Annotated in this window: 16 protein-coding genes; 15 read left to right on the forward strand and 1 reads right to left on the reverse strand. The window is 67.7% G+C overall.

Annotated features, from left to right (window positions below; genetic code table 11):
* Positions 1-17 precede the first annotated feature (17 nt).
* Positions 18-320 carry a hypothetical protein gene (locus LVJ59_RS01965; protein ID WP_227991631.1) on the reverse strand — a complete coding sequence of 101 codons (303 nt, stop codon included), beginning with the start codon at positions 318-320 and terminating at the stop codon, positions 18-20.
* 103 nt (positions 321-423) lie between these two features.
* Between LVJ59_RS01965 and LVJ59_RS01970 the strand changes: the two genes are divergently transcribed.
* From LVJ59_RS01970 to LVJ59_RS02040, 15 genes are all read left to right on the forward strand, one after another.
* Positions 424-1,806 (forward strand): replication-associated recombination protein A, encoded by a 1,383-nt coding sequence (locus tag LVJ59_RS01970; RefSeq protein ID WP_232761821.1) that lies wholly within the window; start codon positions 424-426, stop codon positions 1,804-1,806.
* A gap of 181 nt (positions 1,807-1,987) precedes the next feature.
* The gene (gene rpsD / locus LVJ59_RS01975) at positions 1,988-2,617 is read left to right on the forward strand and encodes a 30S ribosomal protein S4 (protein ID WP_047519497.1); all 630 of its coding nucleotides are present in this window, start codon (positions 1,988-1,990) and stop codon (positions 2,615-2,617) included.
* Positions 2,618-2,728: 111 nt separating this feature from the next.
* Entirely contained in the window at positions 2,729-2,917 is a 189-nt protein-coding gene (locus LVJ59_RS01980) for a hypothetical protein (RefSeq protein WP_017202147.1), read from the forward strand.
* A 55-nt stretch (positions 2,918-2,972) separates the two neighbouring features.
* Positions 2,973-5,633 carry an alanine--tRNA ligase gene (gene alaS, locus LVJ59_RS01985; RefSeq protein ID WP_232761822.1) on the forward strand — a complete coding sequence of 887 codons (2,661 nt, stop codon included), beginning with the start codon at positions 2,973-2,975 and terminating at the stop codon, positions 5,631-5,633.
* Positions 5,630-6,103, forward strand: coding sequence for a Holliday junction resolvase RuvX (ruvX, locus tag LVJ59_RS01990; protein WP_232761823.1), 474 nt, complete (start codon positions 5,630-5,632; stop codon positions 6,101-6,103). Before alaS ends, ruvX begins: the two co-directional genes overlap by 4 nt.
* 2 nt (positions 6,104-6,105) lie before the next feature.
* Positions 6,106-7,602 carry an endolytic transglycosylase MltG gene (gene mltG / locus LVJ59_RS01995; RefSeq protein ID WP_232761824.1) on the forward strand — a complete coding sequence of 499 codons (1,497 nt, stop codon included), beginning with the start codon at positions 6,106-6,108 and terminating at the stop codon, positions 7,600-7,602.
* Positions 7,603-7,606: 4 nt separating this feature from the next.
* Positions 7,607-8,419, forward strand: a complete 813-nt coding sequence (locus LVJ59_RS02000; protein ID WP_232761825.1) for a shikimate dehydrogenase — start codon at positions 7,607-7,609, stop codon at positions 8,417-8,419.
* A 57-nt stretch (positions 8,420-8,476) separates the two neighbouring features.
* Entirely contained in the window at positions 8,477-9,706 is a 1,230-nt protein-coding gene (gene aroC, locus LVJ59_RS02005) for a chorismate synthase (protein ID WP_131491055.1), read from the forward strand.
* Positions 9,690-10,211 carry a shikimate kinase gene (locus tag LVJ59_RS02010; protein ID WP_232761826.1) on the forward strand — a complete coding sequence of 174 codons (522 nt, stop codon included), beginning with the start codon at positions 9,690-9,692 and terminating at the stop codon, positions 10,209-10,211. The genes aroC and LVJ59_RS02010 overlap by 17 nt, the downstream gene beginning before the upstream one ends.
* Positions 10,208-11,296: a 3-dehydroquinate synthase gene (aroB, locus tag LVJ59_RS02015; protein ID WP_232761827.1), complete on the forward strand. Its 1,089-nt coding sequence runs from the start codon at positions 10,208-10,210 to the stop codon at positions 11,294-11,296. Before LVJ59_RS02010 ends, aroB begins: the two co-directional genes overlap by 4 nt.
* On the forward strand, positions 11,293-11,730 hold the full coding sequence (locus LVJ59_RS02020) for a type II 3-dehydroquinate dehydratase (RefSeq protein ID WP_047519510.1): 438 nt from the start codon (positions 11,293-11,295) through the stop codon (positions 11,728-11,730). Before aroB ends, LVJ59_RS02020 begins: the two co-directional genes overlap by 4 nt.
* 55 nt (positions 11,731-11,785) lie before the next feature.
* Complete coding sequence (gene efp / locus LVJ59_RS02025) at positions 11,786-12,346, forward strand: elongation factor P (RefSeq protein ID WP_047519512.1); 561 nt, start codon at positions 11,786-11,788, stop codon at positions 12,344-12,346.
* A gap of 3 nt (positions 12,347-12,349) precedes the next feature.
* Positions 12,350-12,760: a transcription antitermination factor NusB gene (nusB, locus tag LVJ59_RS02030; protein ID WP_047519514.1), complete on the forward strand. Its 411-nt coding sequence runs from the start codon at positions 12,350-12,352 to the stop codon at positions 12,758-12,760.
* Between the two features lie 47 nt (positions 12,761-12,807).
* Positions 12,808-15,768 carry a DEAD/DEAH box helicase gene (locus LVJ59_RS02035; protein ID WP_232761828.1) on the forward strand — a complete coding sequence of 987 codons (2,961 nt, stop codon included), beginning with the start codon at positions 12,808-12,810 and terminating at the stop codon, positions 15,766-15,768.
* Positions 15,769-15,849: 81 nt separating this feature from the next.
* Positions 15,850-17,427 carry a Rieske 2Fe-2S domain-containing protein gene (locus LVJ59_RS02040; RefSeq protein WP_134353737.1) on the forward strand — a complete coding sequence of 526 codons (1,578 nt, stop codon included), beginning with the start codon at positions 15,850-15,852 and terminating at the stop codon, positions 17,425-17,427.
* Positions 17,428-17,502 lie beyond the last annotated feature (75 nt).

The following is a 17,502-nucleotide window of genomic DNA, read 5'->3' on the forward strand; positions in this document are numbered from 1 at the left end:
TCAGGTCGCGGAACCTACTATCCGGCCGGGGTGTCGGAGGGGAGCGGCGTGGGAGTCTCCGACGGGGCGTCCGTGGGAGGGGTCGTCGGTTCCACGGTGGGAGCGGGCGTGGGTTCCGGCTCGGGTGCGGTGACCTGTGCATGCACGACCTGGCTGCCGATCGCGGCGACGACGATGAGACTCGCGGCGACCGCGGCGATCGTGTTGTCCCGGACGCGACGACGGATCTGACCCTCGTGCCACTGCGTGCGCGCGGCGTGCAGCCGTGCGCGCTCGGCTGACGTGCGCGACTGTGCCTTCTTGGAACCGCGTGCGGCCATGCCTCGATCTCCCATCCCGACGTCGTGACACGACGTCGCCTGAGAGCCTACCGGGATGCGCGCGGTCGCCCGAAGTGTCCGAGCCCGCCGGTAGCCTGGATGGATGACGTCCCCCGCCGCGCTGCTCTCCGGGCAGACGCCCCTCGCCGTGCGCATGCGCCCGGTCTCCCTCGATGAGGTCGCGGGACAGCGTCATCTTCTGCGAGCCGGTTCCCCCATCGTGGCCCTCGCCGACCCGCAGGCGACCTCCCCGGGTGCCGTGTCGATGATCCTGTGGGGCCCACCGGGCACGGGCAAGACCACGCTCGCTCAGGCGATCGCGCGGTCCTCAGGGCGCCGCTTCGTCGAGCTCTCGGCGATCACCGCTGGTGTGAAGGACGTCCGGGAGGTGATGCAGGAGGCGATCACGCAGCGTGATCTCTACGGGCAGACGACGATCCTCTTCCTCGACGAGATCCACCGCTTCACCAAGGCGCAGCAGGACGCGCTGCTTCCCGGTGTCGAGAACGGTTGGGTCATCCTGATCGCGGCGACGACCGAGAACCCCTCCTTCTCGGTGATCTCGCCGCTGCTGTCGCGCTCCTTGCTGCTCACGCTCCAGCCCCTCACCGATGAGGACATCGGGGTGCTCGTCGATCGTGCGGTGACGGACGCGCGGGGGCTGAACGGCGCCGTGGTCCTGAGCCCCGAGGCGCGTGCATCCTTGATCCGGCTCGCGTCGGGGGATGCCCGGCGTGCCCTCACCGGTCTCGAAGCAGGCGCGGCGGTCGCCGTCTCGCACGCGGCCGACACCGGCGAAGAGGACGAGTCGGACGACGGGGCCGCAGCGGCGCATGCGTCGTCGGGTGCCGCGGAGATCACCGCCGACCACATCGCGCAAGCCGTCGACAAGGCTCTGCTGCGATACGACCGTCAGGGTGACGAGCACTACGACGTCATCAGCGCGTTCATCAAGTCGATCAGAGGATCCGACCCCGATGCCGCACTCCACTACCTCGCTCGCATGATCGAAGCAGGGGAGGACCCCCGCTTCATCGCTCGACGTCTTGTCATCTCGGCCTCGGAAGACGTGGGCCTCGCCGATCCCCAGGCTCTCGGCATCGCCGTCGCGGCGGCGGATGCGGTCGCCTTCATCGGTATGCCGGAGGGACGCATCCCGCTCGCTGAGGCGACGGTGTATCTCGCGACCACGGCGAAGTCCAATGCGGCCTACGTGGGCATCGACGCGGCGATCGCCGACATCCGCTCCGGCGGGTTCGGACGGGTGCCGCTGCACCTGCGCGATGCCCACTATCCGGGAGCGAAGCGTCTCGGACACGGCAAGGGATACGTGTACTCCCACGACAGCGAGTACGGCGTTGTGCCGCAGCAATACCTGCCCGACGAGCTCGACGGCAAGCGCTACTACGAGCCGAAGAACCTCGGTGCCGAGCGTGACATCGCCGCGCGACTCGAGCGCATCCGCCGCATCCTCGGCGACCGCTGAGCCGCCACGCAGCTGCGGAACCGCGATCTGTTAGACTTGAGCGGCTCGAAACCGAGTTTTCGGGCATCTCCTCGTTCACACCCCACCTTGCTGGCGCCCCGGCGTGCGCTCCAAGGCAGAACGCGGACGATACGTCCGTGAGTCGTGAAAGACGCGACCACGTCATCGGAAGGAAAGCTTCGTGACCACGAAGTCCCAGGACCGTCGCAAGGTTCGTCTGAGCCGTGCCCTCGGTATCCCGCTCACCCCGAAGGCCGCCCGCTACCTCGAGAAGCGTCCCTACGCTCCCGGCGAGCACGGCCGCACCAAGCGCAAGGCAGACAGCGACTACGCCGTCCGTCTGCGTGAGAAGCAGCGTCTTCGCGAGCAGTACGGCATCCGCGAGAAGCAGATGCGCAACACGTTCAACGAGGCCCGTCGTCACGACGGCCTGACCGGTGAGAACCTGGTCGAGCTCCTCGAGATGCGTCTCGACGCTCTGGTTCTGCGTTCGGGCTTCGCCCGCACCACCGCGCAGGCTCGTCAGCTCGTCGTGCACCGTCACATCCTCGTCGACGGCCAGCTCGTCGACCGCCCGTCCTTCCGCGTGAAGCCGGGTCAGCTCATCCACGTCAAGGCCAAGAGCGAGGGCACCGAGCCCTTCCAGGTGGCAGCAGCCGGCGGTCACGCCGAGGTTCTGCCCCCCGTTCCCGGCTACCTCGAGGTCGAGCTCGACAAGCTCCAGTCGCGTCTTGTCCGTCGCCCGAAGCGCGCCGAGGTCCCCGTGACCTGTGAAGTGCAGCTCGTCGTCGAGTACTACGCAGCTCGCTGATACAGCGAAAGAGCAATCAGGCAGGAGGCGTCGGGATTCCCGACGCCTCCTGTCGTTTCCGCATACGATGGTGACACCGCGCCTTCGCGGGTCAAAGGCAAGGATGACGACATGAAGAACGTGCTGTGGTTCCTGATCGGTGTGATCGGCGGCTTCGTCGCGGCTCACTTCATGAACAAGGACCCGCGTGGTCACGACATCCTCGCCGAGGTCGACGCCCGGATCAACGGATTCACCGCGATCCTCGGCGACGCCTACCGCGAGCAGGAGGCACGGCTCACGGAGCCGGGCGACAACTGAACCACCGCAGCAGCGCCCCGGCGCGGCATCTTCACGCAAGGACACCCGGCACTCTATGAAAACTGCGGAGATCGCGCAGCGTTACCTCGACTACTTCGAGAAGAACGACCACCTCATCGTCCCCTCGGCCTCGCTCGTCAGCGACGACCCGTCGCTGCTGTTCACGGTCGCCGGCATGGTGCCGATGATCCCGTACCTCACGGGCGTCGTCCCTGCGCCGCATCCGCGGATCGCGGACGTGCAGAAGTGCATTCGCACCAACGACATCGAAGAGGTCGGTCGGACCGCCCGTCACGGCACCTTCTTCCAGATGCTGGGCAACTGGTCGTTCGGCGACTACTTCAAAGAAGGCGCGATCCGCTACGCCTGGGAGCTTCTGACGGGTTCCGAGTCGGACGGGGGGCTCGGCTTCGACGAGAAGGACCTGTGGGTCACCGTCTACGAGACGGACGACGAGGCCGAAGCCATCTGGCGCGACATCATCGGTCTCAAGCCGGAGCGCATCCAGCGTCTCGGGCGCGCGGACAACTACTGGAACACAGGGCAGCCCGGACCGGGCGGTCCTGATTCCGAGATCTTCTTCGACCGCGGGCCGGCCTACGGGAAGGACGGCGGTCCCGCCGTCGACGACTCACGGTTCCTGGAGATCTGGAACCTCGTGTTCATGCAGGACTTCATCGAGAACATCCGCAGCAAGACGGAGTTCGACATCGTCGGCGAGCTGCCGATGAAGAACATCGACACCGGGATGGGACTCGAGCGTGTCGCATTCCTCAAGCAGGGCGTCGACAACATGTACGAGTCGGATCAGGTGCGTCCGGTGCTGGATTGCGCCGTCGAGCTCTCCGGCCGCCCGTACGGTGTGCAGCATGAGGACGACGTGCGATTCCGCGTTGTCGCCGACCATGTGCGTTCCTCCCTCATGCTTCTGTCCGACGGGGTGCGTCCATCCAACGAGGGGCGTGGGTACATCCTCCGCCGTCTGATGCGCCGCACGGTCCGCTCGATGCGACTGCTCGGCGTCGATGAGCCGGTGTTCCCCGAGCTGTTCGCCGCATCGCGCGATGTGATGAAGACGACCTATCCGGAACTCGAGAGGGACTGGGCGGTACTGTCCGCGTCGGCGTTCGCCGAAGAGGAGACGTTCCGCCGGACCCTCGTGGCCGGCTCCACGATCCTCGATCTCGCCCTCGACGAGACCAGGAAGGGCGGGGGCAAGACGCTCAGCGGTCCCGAGGCGTTCCTGCTCCACGACACCTACGGCTTCCCGATCGACCTCACCCTCGAAGTCGCTGAGGAAGCGGGACTGGACGTCGACCGCGCCGCTTTCGACACGCTCATGCAGGAGCAGCGTCAGCGGGCCAAGGACGACGCTCGCAACCGCAAGCGTCAGCTCGCCGACGTATCGGTCTACCGGGAGCTGCGCTCCCTGGGCGAGACCGGTTTCGACGGATACACCGCCCTTGAGGTCGAGTCCCGTGTGCTCGGACTCCTCGTCGACGGAGCGCCTGTGCGCAGCGCATCCGAAGGGCAGATCGCCGAGGTCGTGCTCGCCGAGACGACGCTGTATGCCGAGTCCGGTGGTCAGGTGGCCGACAAGGGCACGATCGTCGGCCCGGGCTACGCGCTCGAAGTGCTCGACGTTCAGAAGCCGGTCCCCGGACTCATCAGCCACACCGTCGAAGTCACGCGCGGAAGCGTGGCCGTCGACGATGTCGCGACGTCGGTCGTGGACGCGGCGAACCGCCGTGCAGCCCGCCAGGCGCATTCGGCCACGCACCTCGTGCACGCCGCGCTCCGTGACACCCTCGGTCCCACGGCGACGCAGGCCGGTTCTTTGAATCGTGCCGGCTACATGCGCTTCGACTTCGCCTGGTCGCAGGCGCTCTCGGCCGATACGCGCAGCGAGATCGAGGAGATCACCAACCGCGCGGTGCAGGACGCCCTGGAAGTGACCACGCGCATCGTCTCGCTCGACGAGGCCAAGGAAGCCGGCGCCATGGCGCTGTTCGGCGAGAAGTACGGCGACGTCGTGCGCATGGTCGACATCGGTGGGCCGTGGTCGCGGGAACTCTGCGCCGGGACGCACGTGACCACCAGTGCCGAGATCGGGCTGGTCAGCCTGGTCGGGGAGTCCTCGGTGGGCGCCTCCAACCGTCGTATCGAAGCTCTCGTCGGCGCCGATGCTTTCCGTGAGCTCGCGGCTGAGCGGGCGATCGTGTCGCAGCTGACGAGTTCCCTCAAGACGCCGCGGGAGCAGCTGCCGGAGCGGATCGCCGACCTGACGGCCAGCCTGAAGGCTGCGGAGAAGCGCATCGCGCAGTTCGAGGCGAAGGAGAGAGCGGGACAGGTGCCGGCCATCGTCGACGCCGCGACGCGCGTCGGTGCGTTCCGACTGGCCGCGCAGAGTCTGGGCGAAGTCGCATCGGCGGATGACGTGCGAGACCTCGTCAACGGCGTGCGCGATCGGCTCGGCTCGGAGGCCGCTGTGGTGGCACTCGGGGCGGTCGTGGGCGGGCGGCCCGTCGTCGTCGTCGCGACCAATGACGCCGCACGCTTGGCGGGAGCGAAGGCCGGTGCGCTCGCGAAGCGCGCGGCAGGCGTGCTCGGCGGCGGTGGCGGTGGGCGCGATGATGTCGCGCAAGGTGGCGGCGCCGACACGGCGGCTCTGCCGGCGGCGCTCGAAGCCATCGCACAGGAGCTGCGCGGCGCGTGAGCACTTTCCGCCGCGGTGTGCGGCTCGGCATCGACGTGGGGCGCGCGCGGGTCGGTGTCGCGCGCTGCGACCCCGACGGGATGCTGGCCGTCCCCGTGGAGACGGTGCCTCGCGACGAGGCCTCGATCGCAAGGATCCTTCAGATCGCGAGCGAGTACGACCCGTTGGAGTTCGTGGTCGGTCTGCCGGTCAACATGCAGGGTGCGGATACCGCGTCGACCACGGACGCGCGGGAGTTCGCCGCCGAACTCTGCCGGCGCAGCGGCACTCCGGTGAGGCTCGTGGACGAGCGCTTGAGCACTGTGACGGCCCATGCTGCGTTGCGCAGTTCCGGGAGATCTCAGAAGAAGTCTCGTAGCATTGTGGATCAGGTCGCCGCCGTGGTGCTTCTGCAGCAGGCGATCGACATGGAGAAGAGCACCGGAAACCCGGCCGGTGCCATCATCTCGCCTGACGAGGAGCACGCCTGACGATGTCCGAACGCGACAACGAAACGCCGCGGCACGACGCAGATTCCCGCCTGGGGGATCTCTTCGAGAACCTCCCCGAGCCGACCGCGCAGATTCCCACGGTCGACAACAGCGCGCCCGTTCCGGGTTCGCGTCGGGCGGCCAGAGAAGCGGCCGCGGGGGAGTCCCGCCCCGTCACCGGTGCCGATACAGCGGCCGAGGCTTCTCCCGTGCCTGTTCGCGCTTCTGCGGACGACGCCGTCGCCGCCGCCGGTGGGGTGCCCTCGCCGACTCCGGTCCGTGCCTCCGCGGATGCCGCGGACACCCCCACCCGTGCCGTGCCCCGGATCGAGTCGCCTTCGGGTGCCGCGGCGACACCGGAGCCTGTGCTCGGCGGTGGGCTGGACGACCTCTTCGTCCCCCATGACGATCACATCGACGCCGCGCCGAAGAAGAAGCGCCGCAAGGGGTGCTTGATCGCGCTGATCATCGTCCTGGTGATCTTCGGTGGTATCGCGGCGGCCGGAGTCTGGGTGGCGAACACCTACGGCGAGAAGATCAGTGACGCGATGGGCTGGGGCGATTCGAAGGACTGGGAGCCGGGTCTGGCGACCGGCGAGGCCTTCGTCACGATCAAGGAGGGCGACACCGGCTCTCCCGTGTCGACCGCACTGTACGAGGCGGGGGTGACGAAGACCGAGAGCGTCTTCTACGACTACCTCGTCGACGAGAACATCGCCGTGATCTTCTACCCGGGCGTGTACAAGCTTCAGACGAAGATGACGGCCGAGGCCGCCCTCGCGGCACTCCGGGACGACGCGAACAAGCTCGAGAACACCGTCTCGGTCGCTGAAGGTGGAACCATCGTCTCCTCCCTCCCTGCCATGGCCGAGACTCTCGGTCTGCCGCTGGCGGACTTCGAGGCGGCCGTCAAAGATCCCTCGCAGTACGGGGTGGAAGCGCAGAGCCTCGAAGGCTGGTTGTTCCCGGCCGTCTATACGTTCGATCCCGCGGTAACGGCCACGCAGGTCATCCAGCGCATGGTCGATCGCACCCGTGAATCGCTCGACGCGGCGGGCGTCCCCGCCGGTGACGAGGAGCGCATACTGACCATCGCCTCGATCATCCAGCGAGAAGGTCGGCTCGACGACTTCGCGAAGGTCTCGCGCGTGATCCAGAACCGGCTCGACATCAATATGAAGCTGCAGATGGACTCGACCGCGCAGTACGGCTACGGCTCGCTGCACGAGGGCGTCGTCTCGAGTTCCAAGGAAGCGCTGGAAGACGACAACGCCTGGAACACCTACGTGCGGGAGGGCCTCCCCGCGACGCCGATCGCGAGTCCGAGTGACGCCGCGATCTCGGCGGCGATGAACCCCGTCGATGGCCCGTGGCTCTACTTCGTCACGATCAACCTCAGCACGGGGGAGACGCAGTTCTCCGAGACCATGGCCGAGCACGAGCAGGGGATCGAGAAGTGGCGCGAATGGTGCCGCGCGAACCCCGACGCCGGGTGCTGACGCGGTGACGCGTACGCGACTCGCGGTCTGGGGGGACCCGATCGCGCACTCCAAATCCCCTGACCTGCATGCCGCCGCGTATCGGGTCCTCGGTCTGGAATGGGAGTACGGACGGCGTCAGGTCTCTGCGGAGGCCTTCACCGCCGTACTCGGTGGACTCGACGACACGTGGCGCGGGTTGTCGCTGACCATGCCGTTGAAGGGGGAGGGCTACCGCGCCGCTGCGACGAGGGATCGCCACGCAGAGCTCACCGGCGCCGTCAATACCCTGCTGCTCGGGGCGGCGCCCGCCGGTTTCAACACCGATGTCGGCGGGATCATCGACGCGCTGTCGGAGGCGGGGATCACCGCTGCGGAGACGGCGCGCATCATCGGTGCCGGCGCCACTGCCGCGTCCGCGCTCGTCGCCGCCTCCGAGATCGGGGTGAAGCACGTGGAGGTGCGGGCTCGACGCCCGGAGCGGGCGAAGGCACTCGTCGCCCTCGGCGACCGCTTGGGTATGCCAGTCGAAGCGCGCTCCCTCGACGGCGGACGCGACGCGGTCGATCTGACCCTCTCGACCTTGCCCAGTGCGACCGCCCTTCCTGTCGAAACCGCGGTGGGGTTGGCCGAGACCGGCGGAGCCTTGTTCGATGCTGCCTATGCGCCCTGGCCCTCCGCCCTCGCGTCCCGCTGGAGCGACGGCACGGTGGTGTCCGGCTTGGGGATGCTGCTGCATCAGGCCGTGCGCCAGATCCGGATCTTCCGGCACGGGGATCCGGCGCTCCCGCTGCCCGCCGAAGCAGAGGTCGTCTCCGCCATGCGCGCCGCGCTCTGAGCGGACGGCGTCGAAACGCGGCGCGGCGAGGGGGCCAACCCGTGGGAGACTGGAGCAATGCTCCGCGTGCTCACGGCCGGCGAATCGCACGGCCCAGAACTCATCGCCGTCATGGAGGGCCTGCCCTCCGGCGTCCCTGTGTCCTCCGAGGCCATCCAGGCCGATCTCGCTCGTCGCAAGCTGGGCTATGGCCGTGGCTCGCGCATGAAGTTCGAGCAGGACGCGCTGACCATCTCCGGCGGTGTGCGGCACGGCAAGAGCCTCGGCAGCCCGATCGCTCTGCGCATCGGCAACACCGAGTGGCCGAAGTGGATCGAGGTCATGAACCCCGAGCCCGTGGAGCTCACCGACAAGTCCCGTGGGCGCAGCGCGCCCCTCACACGTCCACGTCCGGGGCACGCCGACCTCGTGGGCATGCAGAAGTACGACTTCGACGAGGCGCGTCCGATCCTCGAACGAGCGAGCGCGCGGGAGACGGCTGCGCGTGTCGCGCTCGGGGCGATCGCCCGATCGTTCCTCGGTGAGCTCGGTATCCGCCTGGTCAGCCACACTCTGTCGATCGGCCCGGTGCGGGTGCCCGAGGGGTCTCCGCTCCCCACGCCCGACGATGTCGAGGCGCTCGATGCCGATCCGCTCCGGTGCTTCGACACCGCGACCTCCGCTCTGATGGTGGCCGAGGTCGATGACGCGAAGAAGGACGGCGACACGCTGGGCGGCATCGTCGAGGTGCTCGCATACGGCCTTCCCCCGGGACTCGGCTCCCACGTGCACTGGGACCGACGCCTCGACGCGCGTCTCGCTCAGGCGCTCATGAGCATCCAGGCGATCAAGGGCGTCGAGGTCGGCGACGGCTTCGAGACCACGCGCCGCCGAGGTTCGGCCGCCCACGATGAGCTCTTCGCCACCGCGGACGGCATCACGCGCGGCTCGGACAGGGCCGGAGGCACGGAAGGCGGCATGTCCACCGGAACCGTGTTGCGCGTCCGCGCCGGGATGAAGCCGATCGCGACCGTCCCGCACGCCCTCCGCACGATCGACACCGCCACGGGTGACGACGCCACCGCTCACCACCAGCGCTCCGACGTGTGCGCTGTGCCCGCCGCCGGAGTGGTCGCCGAGGCGATGGTCGCCGTGGAGCTCGCGAACGCCGTGCTCGAGAAGTTCGGTGGCGACAGTATCCGCGAGACCCGTCGCAACCTCGAGGGCTACCTCGAAGGCATCCCGGCGGGGCTGCGGACGACACCGGCGTCCGAGGCGGCGCTCATCGCGCATGACGAGCGCGGCTGATCCGCTGACGCTGGTGTTGGTCGGCCCGATGGCCGCAGGCAAGACCAGCGTCGGACGCCGCGTCGCTCGGCGGCTCGGCGTCGCTTTCGTCGACACGGACAAACGCATCGTGGCGGAACATGGTCCGATCCCCGGCATCTTCGCCGAGTATGGAGAGGCGCACTTCCGGGAGCTCGAACGCGCCGCGGTCGCCCAGGCCCTCGCCGACGGGGGCGTGATCTCCCTCGGTGGAGGCGCGGTCACGCAGGCGGCCACCCGCGAACTCCTGAAAGCGCATCCTGTCGTCTTCCTGACGGTGAACCCAGACGCAGTGGCGGACAGGCTCCGCGGCAGCAACCGCCCCCTCCTGTCAGGGGATGAGGATCCGGTGGAGCGCTGGAAGAAGATCTTCGAGGAACGCCGGGGGTGGTACGCCGAGGTCGCCTCGACCACCTTCGACACCTCACGTCGTCCGATGCAGAAGATCGCGGATGACATCGTGACATGGAGGAGAGAACAGCGATGAGCACGACGACCATCAGCGTCACGGGGAACGACGCCTACGACATCACGATCGGACGCGGGATCCTGGATCGGGTCTCCGCCGCGCTCGCGCCGGGCGTCCGCAAGGTGCTGGTGGTGCATCCGCCCACGCTCGCGTCCCGCGCGGCCGAGCTGCGCGACAGACTTCTCGCCGACACCACCGACGGTCCGCGCGAGGTACTGCTCGCGGAGATCCCGGATGCCGAGCAGGGCAAACGGATCGAGGTCGCGGCCTTCTGCTGGCAGGTGATGGGCCAGGCGGACTTCACCCGCAGCGATGCGGTCATCGGATACGGCGGGGGAGCGGTGACCGACCTCGCCGGGTTCGTCGCCGCGACCTGGCTGCGGGGCGTGCAGCTGATCCAGGTGCCGACCACGGTGCTGGGCCTCGTCGATGCGTCCGTCGGCGGCAAGACCGGTGTCAACACCGCGGAGGGCAAGAACCTCGTGGGGGCGTTCTGGGCGCCGAGCGCCGTGATCGGCGACCTCGACGAGCTCGCCAGCCTGAGTCCCAACGAGGCGACCGCAGGATTCGCCGAGGTGGTCAAGGCCGGATTCATCTGGGCTCCGGAGATCCTGGACATCATCGAGGCCGATCCGCTCCGCGCCGTCGACACGACATCCGAGGAGTTCCGCCGCGCGGTCGAACTGGCGATCGACATGAAGGCGAAGGTCGTCTCGGACGACTTCCGCGAGGCCGGACTCCGCGAGATCCTCAACTACGGGCACACGCTCGGACACGCGATCGAGCATGCGGAACGGTACCGCTGGCGGCACGGCGCCGCGATCTCGGTCGGGATGCTCTACGCCGCCGAGCTCTCGCGGCTCGCGGGTCGTCTGTCCGACTCCGCTGCCGAGCGGCACCGGACGATCCTGGAGTCGCTGGGCCTTCCGACCTCGTACCGTGCGGGGGCATGGCCGCAGTTGCTCGCCACCATGCAGCGCGACAAGAAGAGCCGCGGCGGGATGCTGCGCTTCATCCTCCTCGACGACCTCGCGAAGCCCACCGTCCTGCAGGCTCCGGACGAGTCGCTGCTGTTCGCCGCCTATCAGGAGGTCGGGGAGTGAGCCGCCGGATCCTCCTGGTCAACGGGCCGAACCTGAATCTCCTCGGTACCCGCGAGCCCGACGTGTACGGCACGGCCACTCTCGCGGACGTGGAGCGGATCACCACCGAGGCCGCAGCCGCGGTCGGATTCGAGGTCCGGGCGCTGCAGAGCAACCACGAGGGCGTGCTGGTCGACGCGATCCATGCGGCACGGGAGGACTGTGCCGGGATCGTGATCAATCCGGGCGGGCTCACGCACACGTCGGTGGTGCTGCGTGACGCGCTCACCGGGGTGGCGCTGCCGTTCGCGGAGGTCCACATCTCCGATGTGCTCGCGCGTGAGGCCTTCCGCCACCATTCCTACCTGGAAGATGTGGCGGCCGTGCGGGTCGCCGGCCGCGGCGTCGACGGCTACGCAGACGCTGTGCGACAGCTCGCCGCACTCATCCCGTAGAATCGACTGTCGGTCTCGTCCGACCCCGCAGACACACGAACGGAACTCGCAGCGCATGGCATCTACCGCAGACATCAAGAACGGCGTCGTCCTCAGCATCGACGGGCAGCTCTGGAGCGTCATCGAGTTCCAGCATGTGAAGCCCGGCAAGGGTGGCGCGTTCGTGCGCACCAAGCTGAAGAACGTCGTGTCGGGCAAGGTCGTCGACCGCACCTACAACGCCGGCGCCAAGATCGAGATCGAGAACGTCGACCGCCGCGACTACACCTACCTGTACACGGACGGCGACGGCTACGTGTTCATGGACCAGACCGACTTCGACCAGATCACGGTCGGGGCCGCCACGGTCGGCGACGCGAAGAACTTCCTCCTCGAGAACCAGGCCGTCACGATCGCCCTGAACAACGGCAACCCCCTGTACCTCGACCTCCCGGCCTCCGTGATCCTGGAGATCACCTACACCGAGCCCGGCCTGCAGGGTGACCGCTCGTCGGCAGGCACCAAGCCCGCCACGCTCGAGACCGGTTACGAGATCCAGGTGCCGCTGTTCGTCGAGGCCGGCACCAAGGTCAAGGTCGACACCCGTACGGGTGACTACCTCGGCCGCGAGAAGTAAGGCGTGAGCGCCCGGACGAAGGCGCGCAAGCGCGCTCTCGACATCCTCTTCTCCTCCGACGTGCGCGGGGATGACCTCGCCGTGACCCTGGCCGCCGAGGCAAAGCGTGCCGCGAGTGAGCCCGCACGCGAGGCCTCGTGGCTCTACGCGCGCGAGATCGTCGACGGCATCATCGACACCCGCGACGAGATCGACGAGCAGATCACGACGCACAGTCGGGACTGGAAGCTGGAGCGCATGCCCGCGGTCGATCGCGCGCTGCTCCGGATCGCGGTGTGGGAGATCCTGTACAACGACGAAGTGCCGACTGCGGTTGCGATCGACGAGGCCGTCGAACTCGCGAAGGAGTTCTCCACCGACGACTCCGGGGCCTTCGTGCACGGCGTCCTCGCCCGGGTGGCTCGCGCGGCCTGACCCGTCCGACGCGTCGTACTGTCGGCGGTGGCGGAGAGGATGGAAGCATGGCTCTTCCGTTCGAACCGTCCCGATCCGAGGGGCCGCCGTACGCAGACTGGCGTACGATCCTCGGTCCTTCGCGTGACGACGCGAAGACGCCCCTCGCACTCGGTGTCGAGTTGCGGGTGCGCGACGGAAGCGGGGCGAATCCTTGGGCCTCGCGCCCGCAGCGTACGGCCACAGCCCGCGACGTGGCGAAGCGCACGGGGGAGATCCTTCTCGGGATCCGCCCGCTCGAGCGGAGCGCCGCGACGGATGCCTGGGTGCAGGGGTCTGCGACGTGGGACGCGGTGCGGCGTTCGTCTTCGCAGTACGGGCGGGATCGATCGCGGTGGTTCGCCGACCTGCTAAGCATCGCCCGGGACACTCTCTTGTCGGGTACCGCCGGTGACTGGCTGGTCGCGGATCTGATCGAATCCGGCCTGCTGTGGGGGCACCTGCGAACCGCTGCGGACCTCGGGATACCGCTCGTCGCCACGCAGAAGAACACGAGCGTCGCCGTGGCGGAGCAGGCCACGATCGGCGCGACGATCGGACGCGCCGAGGACGGAGGGCTCGTGGTGCGCCCCGACATCACGATCGACGGCCGCGAGGTCGAGCCCCGGGACGTCCGGGCGATCGGTCGCAGCGGCGTGTACGAGATCGCGCAGCACGGCACGCGTCTGCACGTGACACTCGCCGAGGTACCGCTCAGCGAGCCCGTCCACGCCCTGATCGGTCCCGCGGCGGGTCTCGAGGTTCCGGCGGGCGACGAAGCGGCGTTCTTCCAGGATGCTTATCCGCTGCTCGGGCGTCGGATCGCCGTGCGCTCCGCCGACCGTGTCGAACTGCCTGCGCTGCCCGCACCTCATGCCGTGCTGGAGCTGTCGTTCCGTCGGGGTGACACGGTCTCCTATACCTTCGCGTGGGAGTATCGCGGATTCGGACGGGTTCCGTTCGCCGCCAGTGATCATGCGGTGCGCGACACCACGGCGGAGGCGGCGCACCGCGACGCGCTTCAGAACGTCTGGACCGAGCATCTGGGGGAGGCTCTCCAGGCCACGGGCTCGTTCCACGACGTCGCGGCAGCCGAGTTCGTCACCCGGATCGTCCCCGCTCTCGAAGCCCACGGCGTCACGGTGGTGGTCTCGGGGCGGCGCAAGAGCTATCACGAGTTGACGGGCGACCCGGAGATCACCGTGTCGACCGTGGAGAGCACGGATCCGGACTGGTTCGACCTCGGCGTGCTGGTCGAGATCGATGGGCGCACGATCCCGTTCGAACCGCTGTTCACGGCGCTGAGCACTGGTCGGAAGAAGCTCCTGCTCGTCGACGGCAGCTACTTCTCGCTGAACCATCGTGCCCTCGATCACCTGCGTGAGCTCATCGACGAAGCGGGCGCGCTCGACGAGTGGGAGACGGGTCCTCGGGTCAGCCGGTATCAGACAGACCTCTGGGAGGAGTTCGAGGACCTCGCCGACGAGGCTCTCCCGGCCGTCACCTGGCGCGCCACCGCCGATGCTCTGCGTCGTGCTTCCTCCGTGCCCTCGGTTCCGGTGCCGGCGGCGGTGAACGCCACGCTGCGGCCGTACCAGAAGGAGGGGCTGGATTGGCTCGCATTCCTCTGGAACCACGGCCTGGGAGGAATCCTCGCCGATGACATGGGACTCGGCAAGACGCTCCAGCTCCTCGCACTCATCGCACACGCCAGGGAGGCGGGGGAGCATCGCCCGTTCCTGGTCGTCGTACCCACCTCCGTGCTGGCCACCTGGCGGAGCGAGGCCGCTCGATTCACGCCCTCGCTTCGAGTGCTGCTCCGGGCGAGCACCCAGGGTCCCGGGTTGGTCGACCACCTCGGCGAGACCGACCTCGTGATCACGACCTATGCCGTCGCCCGGCTCGACGAGGCCGAGTACGCGGCTGTGGATTGGGCGGGGCTCATCCTCGACGAGGCGCAGTTCGTCAAGAACCCCGCGACGAAGCTGCACCGCGCCGTCGCCTCCTTCTCGGCCGATGTGACCTTCGCCGTCACCGGAACCCCGATGGAGAACAGCCTCAGCGAGCTATGGGCACTGTTGAAGCTCACGGCGCCCGGACTCTTCCCGTCGGCGCGGAAATTCCGCGAGCGGTACATCCAGCCGATCGAGCAGGGCAAGGTGCCGGAGAACGAGGAGGGCGGCGAGTACCGGCAACGACGCCTCGCGCAGTTGCGACGACGGATACGCCCGTTGCTGCTGCGGCGCACGAAGGAGATCGTCGCTCCGGAACTCCCTGCGAAGCAGGAGCAGATCCTCGAGGTCGAGCTCGGCGCCTCCCACCGCGCCGTGTACGAGACGGTGCTGCAGCGGGAACGTCAGAAGGTGCTGGGCCTACTCGAAGACCTCGATCGCAACCGTTTCATCGTGTTCCGCTCGCTCACCCTGATGCGGATGCTCAGCCTCGCTCCCGGTCTCATCGACCCGGAAGACGCGAAGATCGGTTCGCGCAAGCTCGACGTCCTCCTCGAGAGGGTGATCGAGCTCCAGGCCGAGGGCCACCGGGCCCTGGTGTTCAGTCAGTTCACGTCCTTCCTCGACCTGGCCGCAGCCCGCCTGGATACCGCGGGAATCCCATACGCCCATCTGGACGGGACGACCAGGCATCGCCAGAAGGTGGTCGACGGATTCACCGGCGGGGAGCAGCCGGTGTTCCTGATCAGCTTGAAGGCAGGGGGATTCGGCCTCACGCTGACCGAAGCCGACTACGTGTTCCTCCTCGACCCGTGGTGGAATCCCGCGGCGGAGGCGCAGGCGATCGACCGCACGCACCGCATCGGACAGGACCGTCAGGTGTTCGTCTACCGGATGATCTCCACCGGGACCATCGAAGAGAAGGTGCTCGAGCTGCAGCGCCGCAAGGCCCGGTTGTTCACCGCCGTCCTCGATGAGGAAGCGCTGTTCGCACAATCGCTGACCGCCGACGACATCCGCGGTTTGTTCGAGGGGTGAGATGAATACTCCCGGCTCGGTCGACCGGCCGCACAGGGAGCCCTCGGTACAATCGAACGGTTCACTTTCGGGAGGAATGCAATGCGGATCACCGGACTCGGCCACGCCGGGATGTTCATCGAGACCGTGGGCGGGAACATCATCTGCGACCCGGTTCTCGGACCCTCCTTCTACGGATCCTGGTTCCCGTTCCCGGACAACCGGGGGCTGGATTGGGAGCGATTCGGCCGCGAAGCCGACTTCCTCTGGATCTCGCACCGCCACCGCGACCACTTCGATCCGCGTCTCCTCGAGCGCTACATCCGCAAGGACATCGAGGTGCTGCTTCCGGAGTACCCGACCGATGATCTCGAAAAGGACATCCGCGCGCTCGGCTACACGAACATCACCTACGCTCCGGCAGGTCAGGTGATCCAGCGTGGCGACCTCAAGATGATGATCACGCCGCTGCGCGCTCCCAGCGACGGACCGATCGGCGACTCCTCGTTGAGCGTAGACGACGGCACCGGTTCGGTGCTCAATCAGAACGACTCGCATCCACTCGACCTCGAGAAGCTGCTCGACTTCGGCAAACCCGACGCCTACTTCACCCAGGTCTCCGGTGCCATCTGGTGGCCCATGGTCTACGACCTGCCGCTCGACGCGAAGCAGAACTTCGCCCGCCTCAAGCGCGAAGCGCAGAACAAGCGCGCCATGTACTACATCGAGAAGGTCGATGCTCCGCACGTCTTCCCGATGGCCGGTCCGCCCATGTTCCTGCGCGACGATCTGTTCGACTTCAATGGTCTGGGCAAGAACGGCGAATCGATCTTCACGGACCAGAAGCAGTTCCTCGCGCACATGAAGGAGCTCGCTCCGCAGTACGACGGTCAGCTCTTCATCCCCGGGACCGTCGTCACGGTCGAGGGAGGCAACGTCACGTCCGAGCAGACGCTCTACACCGACGCCGAGATCGCTCACATCTTCGACGAGAAGTGGGAGTACCTCGAGGAGCAGCGCGCGAGCCGGCAGCAGGAGATCCGCGACGAAGAGGCGTCTCGTGCCGAGATCATCCCCCCGGCCGAGATGCTCGAGGCCATCAAGACCTGGTGGGAGCCGTTGCTGAAGAAGTCGCGCACGATCCGGTTGGGCGTCGGCGGATGCGTGCGCTTCCGCATCGGCGAGCTCGACATGGTCGTCGACTTCCCTCGTGCCAAGGTCCGCGAGTACGCGGGGGAGGAGTGCGTGTACTGGTACACCATCCCCGCAGATCTCGTCTCCACGAACATCGTCGATCACGAGATCGACTGGTCGAACTCGATCTTCCTCTCGATGCAGTTCTCGGTGGGGCGCAGCGGCAAGTTCAACGAGTTCCTCACCACGTTCCTCAAGTGCCTCTCGGTCGACCGGATCGAATACGTCGAGAACTGGTATCAGGAGCAGACGGATCAGACGGAGGATGCGGAGATCGGGGACTGGGTCGTCCAGCGGCGCTGCCCGCACCTGCGCGCCGACCTCACCCGAACGGGCACCGTCGACGAGGACGGGATCCTCACCTGCAGCATGCACGACTGGAAGTGGGACCTGAAGACCGGTCGATGCCTCTCCACGGCCGGGCACCCGATCCGTTCCGCCAAGGTCGACGACGTCACCGATCCCGTGCTGCAGGAGGCGAGCTGATCGCGGAGGGCCCGCGCTCCGATAGACTGGCCTGACTAGCAACCTTTAACACCGTCCTGTGAGGCGGAGAAGGGA

The organism is Microbacterium sp. KKR3/1 (assembly GCF_021272365.1).
GTDB classification, from domain to species: domain Bacteria; phylum Actinomycetota; class Actinomycetes; order Actinomycetales; family Microbacteriaceae; genus Microbacterium; species Microbacterium aurugineum.